Raw genomic sequence first — 17,041 nt, 5'->3', positions numbered from 1 at the left:
GCTCTGGAACCGCAATGACCAAAGTCGACTTCTATATCCTGCCCAGCGCCGATCCTTCGGCGCGCCTGGATTTCGCCTGCAAGCTCACCGAGAAAGCCTGGCGCATGGGCCATCGCATCTACCTGCATTGCAGCGATGCGGCCCAGCGTGACGATCTCGATGCGCGGCTGTGGGCTTTCAAGGGCGAAAGCTTCGTGCCCCACGGCCCGGCCGACAGTGAGCCCGACGGTTTGATCGTGCTGGGACACGGGGCAGACTGCGGTGAGCACCAGGATCTGCTGGTCAATCTCGACCTGAAAGTCCCGGCCTTCGCCAGCAAATTTGCCCGCGTGGCGGAAGTGGTGGTCGAAGATCCGACCATCCGAGCGGCGGCGCGGGAGAGTTTCCGTTTCTACCGCGAACAGGGCTATTCTCTGCAAGACCACCGTTTACAGCGACTCTGAGCATTCCAATGGACACTCCGAAACCGCAACAGAAATCCGCACACCTGCTGGACGATCTCGAATCGATCCGCCAGTTGCTCGGCGATGACAACCTGCAACCGCCGCTGTTGACCGATACGGTCGATGACGGCGAACAGGAACAGATTCCGATGCTGTTCGATTCCGTCGGCAATCAGCCGGCGGCCGTCGAGCCGCCACCAGCGCCGCCGGCTGCCCCGGCTGCCGCACCGGTCGATAAAGGTCCCGACGCTCTCCTGCACCTGGACAGCGAACTGCGCGCCGCCGCGCAATTGATCATGCAAGACGTGATCGACGACTTCGCCCCGCACATCGAAACCGAAATCAAACGCCGCCTGGATGCGCGGATGGAGCGGCTGCTCAGCCAGTACGAATAAGCCGCTGGTGTAGGAGCTACCGAAGGCTGCGATCTTTTGACTTTGCTTTCACAAAAAACAAGATCAAAAGATCGCAGCCTTCGGCAGCTCCTACATTTAGATCTCCGCCCGACCTCCCCCGCTCGCCCTCGGCACCACGCCCCGCTATACTTCCCGGCTTTTCCTGAATAAATGCCAATAGGGTCCCGCCGCGCATGGATAAGACCTACCAGCCGCACGCCATTGAAACTTCCTGGTACAAGACCTGGGAGTCCGAGAACTACTTCGCCCCGCAAGGCGCGGGCGAGTCCTACACGATCATGATCCCGCCGCCGAACGTCACCGGCAGCCTGCACATGGGTCACGGTTTCAACAACGCGATCATGGACGCGTTGATCCGTTTCCGCCGCATGCAGGGTCGCGACACCCTGTGGCAGCCGGGCACCGACCACGCCGGTATCGCCACGCAGATGCTGGTGGAGCGCCAACTCGAAGCCCAGGGCCAGAATCGTCACGATCTGGGCCGGGAAAAATTCCTCGAGAAAGTCTGGGAATGGAAAGATCAGTCCGGCGGCAACATCAGCCGGCAGATCCGCCGCCTCGGCTCGTCCGTCGACTGGAGCCGCGAGCGCTTTACCATGGACGACGGCCTCTCGGAAGCGGTCAAGGAAGCCTTCGTGCGTCTGCATGAAGACGGCCTGATCTACCGCGGCAAGCGTCTGGTCAACTGGGACACCAAACTGCACACGGCGATTTCCGACCTCGAAGTGGAAAACCACGAAGAGAAAGGCTTCCTGTGGAACCTGAAATACCCATTGGCCGATGGTGTAAAAACCGCCGAGGGCGATGACTTCCTGATCGTCGCCACCACCCGTCCGGAAACCATGCTCGGTGACTCCGCCGTCGCGGTTAACCCGAACGACGAACGCTACAAAGCGCTGATCGGCAAATTCGTCGAGCTGCCACTGGTTGGCCGCCGCATCCCGATCATCGCCGACGATTATTGCGACCCTGAATTCGGCACCGGCTGCGTGAAAATCACCCCGGCCCACGATTTCAACGACTACGAAGTCGGCAAGCGCCACAACCTGCCGCTGCTGAACATCTTCGACAAGAACGCCAACGTGCTGCCTGCCGCTCAGGTGTTCAACCTCGACGGCACGCTGAACGAGAGCATCGACGGCAAGATTCCGGCCGAGTTCGCTGGCCTGGAACGTTTCGAAGCGCGCAAGCAAATCGTTGCCGCGTTCGACGCCGCCGGCCTGCTGGTGAGTGTCAACGATCACAACCTGAAAACGCCAAAAGGCGATCGTTCCGGCACGGTCATCGAGCCGTGGCTGACCGACCAGTGGTACGTATCGACCAAGCCGCTGGCCGAGCCGGCGATTGCTGCCGTTGAAGACGGTCGCATCCAGTTCGTGCCCAAACAGTACGAAAACATGTACTTCTCGTGGATGCGCGACATCCAGGACTGGTGCATCAGCCGTCAGCTGTGGTGGGGCCACCGGATTCCGGCCTGGTACGACGAGTCGGGCAAGGTCTACGTCGGTCGCGACGAAGCCGAAGTGCGTGCCAAGCACAACCTCGGCCCGGACGTTGCGCTGCAACAGGACAACGACGTACTCGACACCTGGTTCAGTTCCGGCCTGTGGACCTTCTCGACCCTGGGCTGGCCTGAGCAGACCGAGTTCCTGAAGAAATTCCACTCCACCGACGTGCTGGTCACCGGTTTCGACATCATCTTCTTCTGGGTTGCCCGGATGATCATGATGACCATGCACCTGATGAAGAACGAAGACGGCACGCCGCAGGTTCCGTTCAAGACTGTGTACGTACACGGTCTGGTGCGCGACGGCCAAGGCCAGAAGATGTCCAAGTCCAAGGGCAACGTCCTTGACCCGCTAGACATCATCGACGGCATCGATCTGGAAACCCTGGTGCAGAAGCGCACCTCGGGCCTGATGCAACCGAAACTGGCGAAGAAGATCGAGAAAGCCACCCGCGAAGAGTTCGCCAACGGCATCGAAAGCTACGGCACCGACGCCCTGCGCTTCACGTTCTGCTCGCTGGCCTCGACCGGTCGCGACATCAAGTTCGACATGGGTCGCGTCGAAGGCTATCGCAACTTCTGCAACAAGATCTGGAACGCCGCGCGTTACGTTCTGGACAAGGGCGAAGACTGCGGCCAGAACGGCGAAGCCTGCGAGCTGTCGCTGGCTGATCGCTGGATCATCTCGCAGCTGCAACGCACCGAAGCCGAAGTGACCCGCCAACTGGATCAGTTCCGTTTCGACCTCGCCGCGCAAGCGCTGTACGAGTTCATCTGGAACCAGTACTGCGACTGGTATCTGGAACTGTCCAAGCCTGTGCTGTGGGACGAGAACGCACCGGTCGAACGTCAGCGCGGCACTCGCCGGACGCTGGTACGCGTGCTGGAAGTGGCGCTGCGTCTGGCGCATCCGTTCATGCCGTTCATCACTGAAGAAATCTGGCAGCGCATCGCGCCGCTGGCCGGCATCCAGGGCAAGACGATCATGCTGCAGCCTTGGCCGGTGGCCAACGAAGAGCGCATCGATCCGGCGGCGGAAAACGATATCGAATGGCTCAAGGAACTGATGCTCGGCACGCGCAACATTCGTGGCGAGATGAACATCGGCCCGGGCAAGCCACTGCCGATCTACCTGAAGAACGTCAGCGCTGAAGACCAGCGCCGCCTGACCGAGAACGAAGCGCTGCTGAAGAAGCTGGCGCGCCTGGAATCGATCACCGTACTCGCCGCTGGCGAAGAAGCACCGCTGTCCGCCACCGCACTGGTCGGCGAAATGGAAGTGCTGGTGCCGATGGCCGGTCTGATCGACAAGGGCGCCGAACTGGCGCGTCTGGACAAGGAAATCCTGCGTTTGCAGGGCGAAGTCCAGCGGGTTGGCGGCAAGCTGTCCAACGCAGGTTTCGTCGACAAGGCCCCGGCCGAAGTCATCGAGAAGGAACGCGCCAAACTGGCCGAGGCCGAACAAGCCCTGGGCAAGCTGGCCGAGCAGCATGCGCGGATTGCCAGCCTGTAACGGCAAACCGCACTGAAAAAGGGAGGCCCAAGTGGCCTCCCTTTTTTATTCCTGAAAAACCTTGAGTCCCCTGTGGGAGCGAGCCTGCTCGCGAAAGCGCTGTGTCAGCCGACAAATCTGCCGGATGTGAAACCGCCTTCGCGAGCAGGCTCGCTCCCACAGTTTGAACGGTGTTGCCTTCAGATGTGGGACAATGCCCGCCACTTTCAGCCATACCCGAATCGACCACGCCCATGACTGCCCCCCGCACACCCAAACCTGCGCGCAAGAAGCCTGACGCCGCGTCCCCGAGCAAAGCCGTCGAGCCGCGCGAGAAGGCCAGCCTGCATCCGCGCAATCGCCATCAGGGTCGTTACGACTTTCCGGCGCTGATCAAGACCACGCCGGAACTGGCCAAGTACGTGATCACCAACCCGTACGGCAAGGAAAGCATCGACTTCGCCAGCCCCGACGCGGTGCGTGTGTTCAATCGGGCGCTGCTCAAGGCGTTCTACGGCATTCAGCATTGGGATATCCCGGCGGATTACCTCTGCCCTCCGGTTCCGGGGCGTGCCGACTATGTGCACTTTCTCGCTGACCTGCTGGCGAGCATGAACGACGGCAAGGTGCCGCGCGGCGCGATCGTCAATGTGCTGGATATCGGCATGGGTGCCAACTGCGTTTATCCGTTGATCGGCAACAGCGAATACCGTTGGCACTTCCTCGGCTCGGAGATCGACCCGACAGCCGTGGCGGCGGCGCGAGCCATCGTGCAGTCCAATGATCTGAGCAAAGTGATCCAGCTGCGCCAGCAGGAAAACCGCAAGCACATCCTCATTGGCTTGCTGGAGCCGGGCGAGCGTTTCGACCTGACCATGTGCAACCCGCCGTTCCACGCTTCGATGGAAGAAGCGACCAAGGGCAGCGAGCGCAAATGGCGCGCCTTGGGCAAGGCCGACCCGAAACGCAAGCTACCGGTGTTGAACTTCGGCGGGCAATCGGCGGAGCTGTGGTGTGAAGGCGGTGAAGCGCGCTTTGTGACGCAGTTGATTGCCGAAAGTGCGAACTTCCAGCACAAGGTGTTGTGGTTCAGCACGCTGGTGTCGAAGGCCTCGAACCTGCCGGCCATCGAGACGGCACTGAAGAAGGCCGGCGTGCTGGAGAGCCAGGTCGTGGAGATGTCGCAGGGCCAGAAGCAGAGCCGCTTTGTCGCCTGGACCTTCCAGACCAAGTCCGAGCAGCAGATCTGGCGGCGTGAGCGCTGGGTTCGCTAACACACAGCAGATCCCCTGTGGGAGCGAGCCTGCTCGCGAAGGCGGCGTGTCAGTCAGCTTCAATATCGACTGACCTACCGCTTTCGCGAGCAGGCTCGCTCCCACATTGGCCCTGCGATTCAGTCGCTAAATCACAGACACAAAAAAACCGTGCCCCGGATCACTCCGAAGCACGGTTTTTTTATCGCTGCGTCTTACTTGTTCACAGCGTCGGTCAGGCCTTTGGCCACAACCAGCTTGATCACTTTCTTTGCAGGGATTTCGATGGCAGCGCCAGTCGAAGGGTTACGGCCGGTGCGGGCAGGACGCTCGGTCACTTTCAGCTTGCCGATACCTGGCAAGGTGATTTCGCCGCCGTTTTCCAGCTGATCGGCAACGATTTGGCCCAGTTGGTCCAGAGCGTTACGCGCGGTGGTTTTCGGCGCGTCGATAGCTTCAGCGATGTCGGCGATCAGTTGGTCTTTAGTAAGAGCCATGTAGTGTTCCTTCCCTATCAAATTCATATGGATTGCAGAGTGCAGTGTCAGCCATCGAGCCCGATCTTCTGGATCTGGCACCCTCGGCGATAACCACGACGAGTCGGGTTATAGATGCCGAAATCAGGGTTTGGTTCGACCTGACAAATGCTGAATGCACGCTTAACGCAGTGACTTCGCGTAAGACCGGGCAAAACTAGCACAGCGACAAGGAAATATCCGCCTCTAGCTACCCATTTGGTCAGCTTTATTGCGCTAAATCGGTAAAAAACCGCTTAAGGCCGGGCGCGCGCCCCGGTTTTGCCCTGCAACCCGCGCCAAAACCAGTGGTTGCGGTACACTGAGCGCTTTTTCGGGGGAGCCTGCCCTCCTCCCTTCCAACAGCCGAGAAGCCCATGCCGATCCGTCATTGCATCGTCCACCTGATCGACAAAAAACCCGACGGCACGCCCGCAGTTCTGCACGCCCGTGACTCTGAACTGGCCGAGTCCGCAGCCATCGAAAACATGCTCGCCGACCTCAACGAAAGCTACAACGCCAAACAGGGCAAAGCCTGGGGCCTGTTCCATCCGGAATCCGGCGCATTCCCCTTCAGCGGTTGGCTGAAGGAGTATATGGAAGGCGGCAGTGACTTCACCGCGTTCAGTAAAGTGGCGGTCGAGCATCTGCAGAAACTGATGGAAGAATCCAACCTGTCGGTGGGTGGCCACGTGCTGTTCGCCCACTATCAGCAAGGCATGACTGACTACCTGGCGATCGCCCTGCTGCACCACAGCGAAGGCGTTGCGGTGACCGACGAGCTCGACGTGACGCCCTCGCGCCATCTCGACCTTGGCCAGTTGCATCTGGCCGCGCGGATCAACGTTTCCGAGTGGCAGAACAACAAGCAGTCCAAGCAGTACATCTCGTTCATCAAGGGCAAGAATGGCAAGAAGGTCTCGGAGTATTTCCGCGACTTCATCGGTTGCCAGGAAGGCGTCGACGGCCCCGGCGAGACGCGCACGCTGCTCAAGGCCTTCAGTGACTTTGTCGAGAGCGAAGACCTGCCGGAAGACTCGGCCCGCGAGAAAACCAAGACCCTGGTTGACTATGCCAGCAGCCAGGCCAAGCTCGGCGAACCGATGGGTCTTGAGGAGCTGTCGGAGCTGATCGACGAAGAACGCCCGAAAGCCTTCTACGATCACATCCGCAACAAGGACTATGGCCTGTCGCCAGAGATTCCGGCAGACAAGCGCACCCTCAATCAATTCCGTCGTTTCACCGGCCGCGCCGAAGGTTTGTCGATCAGCTTCGAAGCGCACCTGCTGGGCTCGAAGATCGAGTACGACGAAGAGAACGGCACCCTGATCATCAAAGGCCTGCCGACTTCGCTGACCGATCAGTTGAAGCGGCGTAACTGATGCTCGGCAATGTGCTGAAAAAGGTCGCCCTGGTATTGCTGGTGGTCGTGGTCTATCAGAACTGGGGCAAGATCGAGCGGGTATTCAATCCCGCGCAAATGGTCTCGCCGCAGACCCGGGCGCAAGCCAATGTCGTGCTCTATGCCACCGACTGGTGCGGCTACTGCAAACAGACCAAACGCTTTCTCGACAGCAAGGGCATACCGTTCAAGGAGTTCGACATCGAGAAGGATGCCGATGCGCGCAAGGCGTATGAGGCACTGGGTGGACGCGGGATTCCGCTGATCGATGTGAACGGCACGTTGATTCGCGGGTTCGATCCGGACGAAATCCTCGCAGCCCTGAAATAACCAATGTGGGAGCGAGCCTGCTCGCGAAAGCGCTGCATCAGCCAACAACCATGTTGAATGATCCATCGTCTTCGCGAGCAGGCTCGCTCCCACAGGTTTTGCAGCTGCTTGATAAATCAGCGCGCTTCGATACGGAAACCAAAACGCGGAAAGTGCACATGCACCACGCCGCCACGTTCGTCTTCACGGCGAATGATCAGCTCTTCACTGCCAGCAAACAACAACTCGCCTGCCACCGGATCAACGCCGTAATCGACAGCGGCAATTGCCACTTGCTGTCCCGTCTTGAAGCCGTTCGGATCAACGAACCGCTCATCCGGCAATGCCGCTGGCGTCGCGTTACGCGCGACCTCCAATGCCTCGGCAGAGGACATCTCGCTCGCTGCGCCATGGCCGAACCCCAGCACCCGACCCAGCCACGCCGCAACCGCCGGATATTCATCCACCAGCGGCGCCGTGACGTGGGTCGCCTTGAGGAACCACATCGGATGCGCCAGGGCGAAGTCGGCAATCGATGGCTCGCCGAAGAGGAAGTCGCCCTGTTCGCGCTGCAACTGCTGCTCCAGACGCGCCATGATCGTCGGCCACTGATGCTTGGCCTGCTCGGCGGACAGGCGTGTGGCGCTGCCACCGCTGAACAAGCCGGCGCGGTCGGCCAGGAAGGCCTTGATCGCTTCCGGCGGCAATTTGCCGAAACGCACGGCTACCGATTCTGGCTGGAACACCAGGCTCACCGCGTGCTGAAACACCACCGAGTCGGCCCACGCCGCAAAACTGGCGCTGGTCATTTCCTGGCCTTCGGGGAAAAACGCCGGCAGGGCTTTTTCCTGTTCCAGGCGTCGAGCGATCAGTGCGGTGTCGCAATAGATGTCGGCACCGATCTGCAACACTGGAGTCTTGCGGTAGCCACCGGTCAATGCCGTCAGATCAGGCTTGGGCATCACCGGGGAAATATGCACCGAACGCCAGGACAGGCCTTTGAAGCCCAGCAGCAGGCGCGCCTTCTCGGCAAATGGAGAGGTCGGGTAATGGTGCAGAATCAACTCGGACATGCTCGGCTCCGCCGCTGGAAAAGTGAATCCGCAGCTTAGCGCGCATTGCCTGACAGGCCTACCGATCTGCCTGATGGGAACCAATCAGTCAGATTGATAAGACGCGACCAGGCATTCCTTGGCGCTCTTCTTGAGCTTTTTGATCAGCCGTTCCTGGCGCAAAGCATCGCTTTTGTCGCGGCACAGTTCGGTGTAGACCAGCGCCATCGCCGGGCTGGAAAGAAAGAACCGCGCTCCCTTGCCGCTCTGGTGCTTGGCGAAACGGCGTACGGGGTCGTCGCTGATTCCGCAATACAACGAGCCATTGGCGGCACGCACGAGGTAGACGAACCAGGATTTACTCACTGGTTCGGCAGCATCGACGGATTTTTCGCTAAGGCTGGTCACTTCGGGATCTGAACGTGTAGGAAAACAGGCGGCGATCTTATCAGCGCCCGGCCTGAAATGCCTTCAGTCCCTTGCGCGCCTGGGCACGTACGGCGTTGCGCACCAGCGGCGTCCAGCCCAGCAGCAGGCCTTTGAAACCCAACGCCTGCCGCGACCAGCGCCACAGATCGAAGTGGTCGTGGTGCTCACAGATCTTGCCGTCCCGGAAGACGAAGCGCGCCTGGATGTCGTTGACCACGACGTTGCCGGTCTGACTGAACAGGTAGGTCGCCACCCAATGCGCGCCGCCGGTGCGCTCGTCGGCGCGGACATTGTCAAAAGTCAGGGAAAAATCCCTGGCGCGGGTAGTCAGCATGCGCCACATGTCGCCGGCATCGCGCCCGCGCAACTCGCCGAAGGCCGGATCGCTGAAGACCACATCATCGGTGTAGCAGGCGGCCATGGCTTCTGCGTCAAGGCGCTGAAAGGCTTGGTAGAAGCAGGTGATCAGGGCGCTATGGGCTTCGCTCAAGGCAATCTCCAAAGAAATAGGTACAGATTGCCAGCACCATAATCTGCCGCGCGCAGAAACACTATCGGCAATACGCAAAACCCTTGTGGGAGCGAGCCTGCTCGCGAAGGCAATTCAACATTCAACATCCATGTTGACCGAAACACCGCTTTCGCGAGCAGGCTCGCTCCCACATTTGCACCCAGTGCATTCAGATCTTTTCGCTTTGCACCTGCACATACAGCGCCCGCCCGGCACCCAGCCCGGCCAGGATCGCACCGGCGCCGATAATGCCGAAAATCCAGCCCAGGGCATTCCAGCCACCGGTCCAGTCATGCACCACGCCCACGGCGAACGGCCCCATGGACGCCAGGGTGTAGCCAAAGCCCTGCGACATGCTCGACAGGTTCGCCGCGACATGGGAATCGCGCGAGCGCAGCACGATCAGGGTCAGGGCCAGGCTGAACGTGCCGCCCTGCCCCAGTCCGAGCAGAATCGCCCAGCCCCACAGACCTTCGATCGGTGCGTACAGGCAGCCGAACAGGCCGGCCAGGGTCAGCGCCATGACCACGACAATCGCCAGGCGCTGATCCTTGCCCCGGGTCGCCAGCCACGGCGCGGCCAGCGAACTGGCCAGTTGAATGATCACCGAACCGGACAGCACCAATCCGGCCTGAGTCGGTGTCAGCCCGCGCCCGATGAGGATTGACGGCAACCAGCCAAATACGATGTAGGCCAGCGACGATTGCAGGCCCATGTACAAGGTCACCTGCCAGGCCAGCGGATCACGCAGCAACCCGCGCACGCGATAGGCGACGTTGTGTGCGCCATGTTTGGAGCCGACTTGTGGCAGCCAGAATACCGCGGCCACCAATGCCGGAATCACCCAGAAGCCCAAGCCCATCGCCCAGCTGTTGCCGAAGTGTTCACTCAGCGGCACGGTCGAACCAGCCGCCATCGCCGCACCCAGGCACAGGGCCATGGTGTAGACGCCGGTCATGGTCCCGGCATGTTTGGCGAAATCGCGTTTGACAATGCCCGGTAACAGCACGCCGATAATGCCGATGCTGGCGCCCCCAAGCACGCTGCCGGCGAACAGGCCGATCTCGCCGAAATTACTGCGCAGGATAATCCCGCCGGCCAGCGTCAGCAGAATTCCCAGCACCACGCGCTCGGCACCGAAACGCCGCGCCAGAATCGGCGCCAGCGGCGCAAACAGGCCCAGGCACAGCACCGGCAACGTGGTCAGCAATCCCGCCTGCGCCGCAGACAGTCCGAGACTGCTGGAGACCTCGCTGAGCAAGGGCGCCATGCTCGACAACGCCGGGCGCAGGTTCAGCGCCACCAGAATCAACCCAAGCAGCAACAGCCACGGGCGTTTTACCAATGGGTGGCTTTGCTGGACCTGCTCGTCATCAGCCTCAGCATCGATCAGCAATTCCTTCAGTTCGGGCGAGCGTTTCGACGCTGTGGATAACTCATTGCGGGACATGGATTTCTCGGTTTCAAGGTTCATTGATCAACTGCCTAGACAAGGCTTTGGCCCGCTCCGGGTCGCGTTGCTCGACCGCATCGAGCAAGTCGATGTGCAGATCAAACACTTCCTGACGGCGCGGGGAGATATTCAAGGTCTGGCGCAATTGCGCGCCGACGATGCTGGAGAAATATCGATACAGCTCGCTGAGGGTCGGGTTGTGCGCGGCGTCGACCAGTCGGCGATGGAACACCAGATCGCAGGCGATGTAGGTGTCGAGATCGCCGTGGTAGTGGCTGCCGCTGGTGCCGAGCGCTTCGCGCAGGGCCGCCAGATCCTCATCGGTACGGCGCAACGCGGCCAGGCCGATGGCCTCGACTTCAAGGATGTGTCGGGTCTCCCGAGCCTGCTCCAGCGAACAGCGGGATAGCGCTTTAAGTGTGTCGAGCGGGTCGACCAGCGCACGAAGATAACTGCCGTCGCCTTGGCGAATTTCGATCAATCCCGAGAACGCCAGAACACGCATCGCCTCACGCACCGTGTTGCGGCTGATGCCCAGCTCGGCGCACAGCTCAGGTTCGGTCGGCAGACGCTCGCCGACCTGCCACGCACCGCTGTTGATGCGCTGCCGCAGTTGATCCAAAGCCTGATCGACCAGAGATCGCTTGATCAAAGGGGAAATGTCGGACATGAGCCTCACCTTTTCATCCAATCATAGGATGAATTTTCCGACATGTTAGTCAGACCCATGTAGGACGGCAACCACCTAGGGTCAATCGGAGACACATGGAGCGGCATTTTCGATTGGTCAAAATTACCCTTTAAGGGTAATTTCAGGGACAGGGTTTTGGCTTCTTATGGAAAAGAACACACCCCATTACGACTTGGCAGTCGTGAAGGCCGAAGTAATTAGACGAGGCAAAGAAGCCTTTACACGTTATGCACTTGAGACAGGCCGGGACATGGGCATGTCATGGAAAGTGATGATGCAGGTTGTGGCAACGCTTGAGCGGCGGATGCTCTACAAATCCATGACCTCTTATTCCAACCATCGTAACTGGCACGACGTCTATCACGTATCGTTTCGAAATCGGGAGATCTACATCAAAGTGACCTACTGCACGAGCGGTGGTTCTCCGGTGATCTCCTTCAAGGAGAAAAACACATGAGCAAGAGGCAATGCCTGAGTTGCGGCACCGAACACGCAATGCACCACTTTCAAGATCGCAGTCTCGACGTCAATTACAAACAGTTTTCGCGGCCCGTACACCTTCTCGCCGGCTGGGAGTGCAGGGTCTGTGGCGAAATCATTTTTGACAGTGGTACCGACAGTGCCGAGCGCTACGTAGATGCCGGCGATCAATTACTCGAAGACGTACTTCGGCTGATCGGTACCGAAATGAAGCGTATTCGCCGAAAGCTCCATCTCACTCAAAGAAGTGCGGTGAAGTGGCTGTCAGGAGGTGGGCATAATGCGTTTTCACGATATGAACGCGGCGAACTGGCTCCGCCGCAGCCGTTGTTCACACTGATGCGGCTTCTGGATCGTCATCCCGATCTGCTAGAGGAAATTCAGGCACTTCACGCAGACGACGGTCTCAAACAACTTCTGGAAACTCGTTACCCGGAGCGGGAACCTGTTCTGGCCAGATGAGCCCAGATAAAACAAACCCGGAACTGAGTCCGGGTTTGTTTCAGTGCCTGACGGGCATCAATGCAAAATCTGACTCAAGAACAACTTGGTCCGATCATTCTGCGGATTGTCGAAGAAGTCGTTCGGCGCGGCCTGCTCAACGATTTCGCCCTTGTCCATGAAGATCACGCGGTTGGCCACGGTGCGGGCGAAGCCCATTTCGTGGGTCACGCAGAGCATGGTCATGCCGTCTTCGGCCAGACCGATCATGGTGTCCAGAACCTCTTTCACCATCTCCGGGTCAAGCGCTGAAGTCGGCTCGTCGAACAGCATGATTTTCGGCTTCATGCACAAGGCGCGGGCGATCGCCACACGCTGTTGCTGACCGCCGGAAAGCTGCCCCGGATATTTGTGCGCCTGCTCCGGAATGCGTACGCGCTCCAGGTAATGCATGGCGATTTCTTCGGCCTTGCGCTTGGGCATCTTGCGCACCCACATCGGCGCCAGGGTGCAGTTCTGCAAAATGGTCAGGTGCGGGAACAGGTTGAAGTGCTGGAACACCATGCCGACTTCGCGGCGGATCGCTTCGATCTGCTTGAGGTCGTTGGTCAGTTCCACGCCGTCGACGACGATGCGGCCCTGCTGGTGTTCTTCCAGGCGATTAAGGCAACGAATCGTCGTCGATTTGCCGGAACCCGACGGGCCGCACAGGACGATACGCTCGCCTTGTTTGACATTGAGGTTGATGTCTTTCAGCACGTGAAACTGGCCGTACCACTTGTTCACGCCCTGCATCTGGATGATGCCTTCCGGACCCAGAGGCTTTTTGATTGCTTCGCTCATTTACAGAGAACTCCTAACGCTTGTGGCCAGTGTCGAGCTTGCGTTCCAGATGCATGGAATAGCGCGACATACCAAAACAGAAAATCCAGAACACCAGGGCGGCGAACACGTAGCCTTCGGTGGCCATGCCCAGCCATTTCGGGTCGGCGGCGGCTTGCTTGACGCTGTTGAGCAGGTCGAACAGGCCGATGATGATCACCAGGCTGGTGTCCTTGAACAGCGCAATGAACGTGTTGACGATGCCCGGGATCACCAGCTTCAGGGCTTGCGGCAGAATCACCAGGCCCATCGAACGCCAGTAACCGAGGCCCATCGCTGCAGCCGCTTCGTACTGCCCTTTGGGAATCGCTTGCAGACCACCGCGCACCACTTCGGCGACGTAGGCTGACTGGAACAGGATCACGCCGATCAGCGCCCGCAGCAGCTTGTCGAAGTTCATGCCTTCAGGCAGGAACAGCGGCAGCATTACCGAGGACATGAACAGCACCGTGATCAACGGCACGCCGCGCCAGAACTCGATGAAGGTCACGCAGACCACACGAATCGCCGGCATATTGGAACGCCGTCCCAGCGCCAGCACGATGCCCAGCGGCAATGCTCCGGCGATGCCGACGGTGGCGATCACCAGGGTCAGCATCAGGCCACCCCACTGGCTGGTCGGCACGGTGGTCAGACCGAAACCGCCGTGCAACAAGATGAAGGCGATGATCGGGTACAGCACCAGGAAGCTCAGGCCGTACACCGCTTTACGCGGCACGCGCGAGATGAACAACGGTGCTGCGCCGATGACCGCCAGCCACACGGTCAGGTCGACGCGCCAGCGCAGTTCGGTCGGGTAGTAGCCGTACATGAACTGGCCGAAACGCTGCTGAATGAACACCCAGCAGGCGCCTTCCTTGGTGCAGTCGGCGCGCGTGGTGCCGACCCAGTTGGCGTCGACAATCGCCCAACTGAGGATCGGTGGCACGACGAGGTAGATCAGGTAGAACGCAAACAGCGTCAGCAGGGTGTTGAGCCAGCTGGAGAACATGTTCGCGCGCATCCACGCCACCACGCCGATACTGCTGTTCGGTGGAGGCATGTCGGGTTTGAAAGTATGAGTACTCATGCGCTTTTCCTTACCGCTCGATCAGCGCAATGCGCTTGTTGTACCAGTTCATCAGCAGGGAAATGCTGATACTGATCGCCAGGTACACGCTCATGGTGATGGCAATCACTTCGATGGCCTGCCCGGTCTGATTGAGCACCGTGCCCGCGAACAGCGAAACCATTTCCGGATAACCGATACCGGCTGCCAGCGAAGAGTTTTTCGCCAGGTTGAGGTATTGGCTGGTCAGCGGCGGAATGATCACGCGCAGGGCTTGCGGGATGATCACCTTGCGCAGGGTCGGGCCGTTGCGCAGGCCGAGGGAACGCGCCGCTTCGGTCTGACCGTGGCTGACCGACTTGATCCCGGAACGCACGATCTCGGCGATGAACGCTGCGGTGTACACAGTGAGCGCCAGGGTCAACGCCAGCAGTTCCGGGATCAGCACCCAGCCACCGACAAAGTTGAAGCCCTTGAGCTCGGGCATTTCCCAGTGCAACGGAGCGCCGAAGATCAGCGCGCACAAGGTCGGGATCACCAGCGCAATTGCCAGGCCGGTCCAGAACTTGTGGAACGGTACGCCGGTTTCTTCGAAACGCTTGTTGGCCCAGCGGCACATCAGCACGATGCCGACGATGGCCAGCACGATGCTGATCACGAACGCCCAGAAGCCGTCAGCGGCGAGTGCGGCCGGCATGTTCAGGCCACGGCTGCTGACGAAGAAGGTGTCGCCGAAGTTGTGGCTGTTACGCGGCCCCGGCATGGTCAGGAACACCGCGAAGTACCAGAACAGGATCTGCAGCAGTGGCGGAATGTTGCGGAACACTTCCACATACACCGTCGCCAGTTTGGCGATGATCCAGTTCTGCGACAGCCGCGCCACGCCGACGATGAAACCGAGGATCGTCGCCAGGATCACGCCGATAAAGGTCACCAACAGGGTGTTGAGCAGGCCGATGACAAACACCCGCGCGTAGCTGTCCGCTTCGGTGTAGTCGATCAGGGTTTGAGCGATGCCGAACCCGGCACTGCGCTCCAGAAAGCTGAAACCGGAAGTGATACCCCGGTGCTGAAGGTTGGTTTGCGTGTTGTCGAACAGGTACCAGCCAAGCGAGATCACCGCCACAACGGTGATGATCTGGAATAGCCACGCACGCACTCGTGGATCGCTGAGGCTGAGCCTCTGCTTTGGTGCGCCGATAGAATTTTGCATGAAGTGCCCCGGAAGAAATGGAACAAGAACATCACCCGGCGGTTGGCCCGCCGGGCGATAGAACCATTAGCGCACTGGTGGTGCGTACTGAATGCCGCCGTTGTTCCACAGGGCGTTCAGGCCACGGTCGATTTCCAGCGGAGTGCTCTTGCCGAGGTTTTTCTCGAAGATTTCGCCGTAGTTGCCGACCTGCTTGACGATCTGCACAACCCAGTCTTTCGGCAGTTTCAGGTCTTTGCCGTATTCGCCGTCAGCACCGAGCATACGGGCCACGTCCGGGTTCTTGGTGGACTTGGCTTCAGCTTCGACGTTCTTCGAAGTGATGCCAGCTTCTTCAGCATTGAGCAGCGCGTAGCCGACCCAACGCACGATGGCCAGCCACTCGTCGTCGCCGTTACGTACGACCGGACCCAGTGGTTCTTTGGAAATGGTTTCCGGCAGAACCACGTAGTCCTTCGGCGAGGCCAGCTTGCTGCGCTGGGCGAACAGCTGGGACTTGTCGGAGGTCAGCACGTCGCAACGACCGGATTCCAGCGACTTGGCGCTTTCATCGGAGGTGTCGAAGGTGATCGGGGTGTATTTCAGACCGTTGCCACGGAAGTAGTCGGAAACGTTCAGTTCGGTGGTGGTACCGGCCTGGATGCAGATGGTCGCGCCGTCGAGCTCTTTGGCACTTTTCACGCCCAGCTTGTTGTTCACCAGGAAGCCGATGCCGTCGTAGTAGGTGATGAAGCCCGGGAATTTCAGGCCCATGCCCGCGTCACGGGAACTGGTCATGGTGGTGTTGCGCGACAGGATGTCGATCTCGCCGGATTGCAGCGCGGTGAAGCGCTCCTTGGCGTTCAACTGGCTGAACTTGACCTTGTTGGCGTCGCCGAAAACGGCTGCCGCCACAGCGCGGCAGACGTCAGCATCGATGCCGAGAATCTTGCCGGTCGCATCCGGTACCGAGAAGCCCGGCAGACCGTCGCTCACGCCACACTGCACGAAACCTTTTTTCTGTACCGCATCCAGGGTTGCACCCGCCTGAGCGAACCCGCTGACGCCGAGTACTGCTGCAGCAGTCACGACCGCCAGAGTGGATTTCAACATCTTCATTCAAACCTCCAGTTTTGCTCTTGTTGTGTCGGAGCTTGAGTCCTGTCGCACCCTTTTGAGGCGTTGTTGACCCGTGTTGGCTTTTTTTGGGGTCAACCGACGTAAGACCTTCGCTATGAGTCTAGTAGGAGAAAATCCACATCATGGATCACTCACTTCTCACCAATCGGCCGAACGGGCTGTAGCCCTTTCACGTTCGCTAAGCCCGTAGCGGCCATTGGCGAACATCCATCACCGGATTCGTTGCTATCCCATCGCGCGACTGACACTGATAGTGTTACCGCCACGCGTAGGACGCTTCGTACGCAAACCTCCATAGCAAACGCCGTACCACACCGCTTGCGAAAGTGATTGCGCGACACGTCAATAGCTAAACTTGTAACCTTGCGACATCTTGTTAACGGAT

General features: G+C 59.6%; 18 protein-coding genes. 8 read left to right on the top strand and 10 right to left on the bottom strand.

The window, feature by feature from the left end; genetic code table 11:
* Positions 1-14: 14 nt before the first annotated feature.
* From AB4O45_RS18250 to rlmF, 4 genes are all read left to right on the top strand, one after another.
* On the top strand, positions 15-443 hold the full coding sequence (locus AB4O45_RS18250) for a DNA polymerase III subunit chi (protein WP_056783088.1): 429 nt from the start codon (positions 15-17) through the stop codon (positions 441-443).
* Between the two features lie 8 nt (positions 444-451).
* Positions 452-838: a hypothetical protein gene (locus AB4O45_RS18245; RefSeq protein ID WP_056783087.1), complete on the top strand. Its 387-nt coding sequence runs from the start codon at positions 452-454 to the stop codon at positions 836-838.
* A gap of 194 nt (positions 839-1,032) precedes the next feature.
* Complete coding sequence (locus AB4O45_RS18240) at positions 1,033-3,879, top strand: valine--tRNA ligase (protein WP_256811867.1); 2,847 nt, start codon at positions 1,033-1,035, stop codon at positions 3,877-3,879.
* Positions 3,880-4,112: 233 nt separating this feature from the next.
* Positions 4,113-5,132, top strand: coding sequence for a 23S rRNA (adenine(1618)-N(6))-methyltransferase RlmF (rlmF, locus tag AB4O45_RS18235; protein ID WP_016771571.1), 1,020 nt, complete (start codon positions 4,113-4,115; stop codon positions 5,130-5,132).
* Positions 5,133-5,326: 194 nt separating this feature from the next.
* On the opposite strand, the gene AB4O45_RS18230 is transcribed toward rlmF, so the two are convergent.
* Positions 5,327-5,608, bottom strand: coding sequence for an HU family DNA-binding protein (locus AB4O45_RS18230; protein WP_003221909.1), 282 nt, complete (start codon positions 5,606-5,608; stop codon positions 5,327-5,329).
* A gap of 395 nt (positions 5,609-6,003) precedes the next feature.
* Here AB4O45_RS18230 and yejK point away from each other — a divergent pair, with 395 nt between their 5' ends.
* Together yejK and AB4O45_RS18220 are read left to right on the top strand one after the other, a co-directional pair.
* Positions 6,004-7,008, top strand: coding sequence for a nucleoid-associated protein YejK (yejK, locus tag AB4O45_RS18225; protein WP_305382269.1), 1,005 nt, complete (start codon positions 6,004-6,006; stop codon positions 7,006-7,008).
* Positions 7,008-7,358: a glutaredoxin family protein gene (locus AB4O45_RS18220; RefSeq protein ID WP_056783081.1), complete on the top strand. Its 351-nt coding sequence runs from the start codon at positions 7,008-7,010 to the stop codon at positions 7,356-7,358. Before yejK ends, AB4O45_RS18220 begins: the two co-directional genes overlap by 1 nt.
* Positions 7,359-7,474: 116 nt before the next feature.
* Here AB4O45_RS18220 and AB4O45_RS18215 read toward each other — a convergent pair whose 3' ends face one another.
* The 5 genes from AB4O45_RS18215 to AB4O45_RS18195 all read right to left on the bottom strand — a co-directional run bounded on the left by AB4O45_RS18215 (position 7,475) and on the right by AB4O45_RS18195 (position 11,452).
* Entirely contained in the window at positions 7,475-8,410 is a 936-nt protein-coding gene (locus AB4O45_RS18215) for a glutathione S-transferase family protein (RefSeq protein ID WP_150636211.1), read from the bottom strand.
* Positions 8,411-8,494: 84 nt separating this feature from the next.
* A complete protein-coding gene (locus AB4O45_RS18210; protein WP_095180433.1) occupies positions 8,495-8,797 on the bottom strand; it encodes a GIY-YIG nuclease family protein in 303 nt (100 codons plus the stop codon).
* Positions 8,798-8,837: 40 nt separating this feature from the next.
* Positions 8,838-9,308, bottom strand: coding sequence for a nuclear transport factor 2 family protein (locus AB4O45_RS18205; RefSeq protein ID WP_460160404.1), 471 nt, complete (start codon positions 9,306-9,308; stop codon positions 8,838-8,840).
* A gap of 190 nt (positions 9,309-9,498) precedes the next feature.
* Positions 9,499-10,803 (bottom strand): CynX/NimT family MFS transporter, encoded by a 1,305-nt coding sequence (locus AB4O45_RS18200; RefSeq protein ID WP_460160403.1) that lies wholly within the window; start codon positions 10,801-10,803, stop codon positions 9,499-9,501.
* Positions 10,793-11,452: a FadR/GntR family transcriptional regulator gene (locus tag AB4O45_RS18195; protein ID WP_016771578.1), complete on the bottom strand. Its 660-nt coding sequence runs from the start codon at positions 11,450-11,452 to the stop codon at positions 10,793-10,795. The genes AB4O45_RS18200 and AB4O45_RS18195 overlap by 11 nt, the downstream gene beginning before the upstream one ends.
* 166 nt (positions 11,453-11,618) lie before the next feature.
* On the opposite strand from AB4O45_RS18195, the gene AB4O45_RS18190 reads away from it, so the two are divergent.
* Entirely contained in the window at positions 11,619-11,930 is a 312-nt protein-coding gene (locus AB4O45_RS18190; RefSeq protein WP_071174464.1) for a type II toxin-antitoxin system MqsR family toxin, read from the top strand.
* Positions 11,927-12,415: a type II toxin-antitoxin system MqsA family antitoxin gene (locus tag AB4O45_RS18185; protein WP_150636205.1), complete on the top strand. Its 489-nt coding sequence runs from the start codon at positions 11,927-11,929 to the stop codon at positions 12,413-12,415. Before AB4O45_RS18190 ends, AB4O45_RS18185 begins: the two co-directional genes overlap by 4 nt.
* Before the next feature lie 57 nt (positions 12,416-12,472).
* Here AB4O45_RS18185 and AB4O45_RS18180 read toward each other — a convergent pair whose 3' ends face one another.
* The 4 genes from AB4O45_RS18180 to AB4O45_RS18165 form a co-directional block, all read right to left on the bottom strand.
* A complete protein-coding gene (locus AB4O45_RS18180) occupies positions 12,473-13,237 on the bottom strand; it encodes an amino acid ABC transporter ATP-binding protein (protein WP_305382264.1) in 765 nt (254 codons plus the stop codon).
* 13 nt (positions 13,238-13,250) lie between these two features.
* On the bottom strand, positions 13,251-14,345 hold the full coding sequence (locus tag AB4O45_RS18175) for an amino acid ABC transporter permease (RefSeq protein ID WP_024011693.1): 1,095 nt from the start codon (positions 14,343-14,345) through the stop codon (positions 13,251-13,253).
* Between the two features lie 10 nt (positions 14,346-14,355).
* Positions 14,356-15,537, bottom strand: coding sequence for an amino acid ABC transporter permease (locus AB4O45_RS18170; protein ID WP_041479500.1), 1,182 nt, complete (start codon positions 15,535-15,537; stop codon positions 14,356-14,358).
* Between the two features lie 66 nt (positions 15,538-15,603).
* Positions 15,604-16,635 carry an amino acid ABC transporter substrate-binding protein gene (locus AB4O45_RS18165; protein WP_016771583.1) on the bottom strand — a complete coding sequence of 344 codons (1,032 nt, stop codon included), beginning with the start codon at positions 16,633-16,635 and terminating at the stop codon, positions 15,604-15,606.
* Positions 16,636-17,041 lie beyond the last annotated feature (406 nt).

This window comes from Pseudomonas sp. S2_B10, assembly GCF_054668425.1.
Note: the sequence above shows the minus strand (reverse complement) of the source record. Positions and strands in the feature narration are given on the sequence as shown.

Bases quoted from the DNA above. Each gene is read 5' to 3' on its own strand.
- AB4O45_RS18250 (WP_056783088.1), top strand. From the start codon at position 15: ATGACCAAAGTCGACTTCTATATCCTGCCCAGCGCCGATCCTTCGGCG.
- AB4O45_RS18245 (WP_056783087.1), top strand. From the start codon at position 452: ATGGACACTCCGAAACCGCAACAGAAATCCGCACACCTGCTGGACGAT.
- AB4O45_RS18240 (WP_256811867.1), top strand. From the start codon at position 1,033: ATGGATAAGACCTACCAGCCGCACGCCATTGAAACTTCCTGGTACAAG.
- rlmF (WP_016771571.1), top strand. From the start codon at position 4,113: ATGACTGCCCCCCGCACACCCAAACCTGCGCGCAAGAAGCCTGACGCC.
- AB4O45_RS18230 (WP_003221909.1), bottom strand. From the start codon at position 5,608: ATGGCTCTTACTAAAGACCAACTGATCGCCGACATCGCTGAAGCTATC.
- yejK (WP_305382269.1), top strand. From the start codon at position 6,004: ATGCCGATCCGTCATTGCATCGTCCACCTGATCGACAAAAAACCCGAC.
- AB4O45_RS18220 (WP_056783081.1), top strand. From the start codon at position 7,008: ATGCTCGGCAATGTGCTGAAAAAGGTCGCCCTGGTATTGCTGGTGGTC.
- AB4O45_RS18215 (WP_150636211.1), bottom strand. From the start codon at position 8,410: ATGTCCGAGTTGATTCTGCACCATTACCCGACCTCTCCATTTGCCGAG.
- AB4O45_RS18200 (WP_460160403.1), bottom strand. From the start codon at position 10,803: ATGAACCTTGAAACCGAGAAATCCATGTCCCGCAATGAGTTATCCACA.
- AB4O45_RS18195 (WP_016771578.1), bottom strand. From the start codon at position 11,452: ATGTCCGACATTTCCCCTTTGATCAAGCGATCTCTGGTCGATCAGGCT.
- AB4O45_RS18190 (WP_071174464.1), top strand. From the start codon at position 11,619: ATGGAAAAGAACACACCCCATTACGACTTGGCAGTCGTGAAGGCCGAA.
- AB4O45_RS18185 (WP_150636205.1), top strand. From the start codon at position 11,927: ATGAGCAAGAGGCAATGCCTGAGTTGCGGCACCGAACACGCAATGCAC.
- AB4O45_RS18180 (WP_305382264.1), bottom strand. From the start codon at position 13,237: ATGAGCGAAGCAATCAAAAAGCCTCTGGGTCCGGAAGGCATCATCCAG.
- AB4O45_RS18175 (WP_024011693.1), bottom strand. From the start codon at position 14,345: ATGAGTACTCATACTTTCAAACCCGACATGCCTCCACCGAACAGCAGT.
- AB4O45_RS18170 (WP_041479500.1), bottom strand. From the start codon at position 15,537: ATGCAAAATTCTATCGGCGCACCAAAGCAGAGGCTCAGCCTCAGCGAT.
- AB4O45_RS18165 (WP_016771583.1), bottom strand. From the start codon at position 16,635: ATGAAGATGTTGAAATCCACTCTGGCGGTCGTGACTGCTGCAGCAGTA.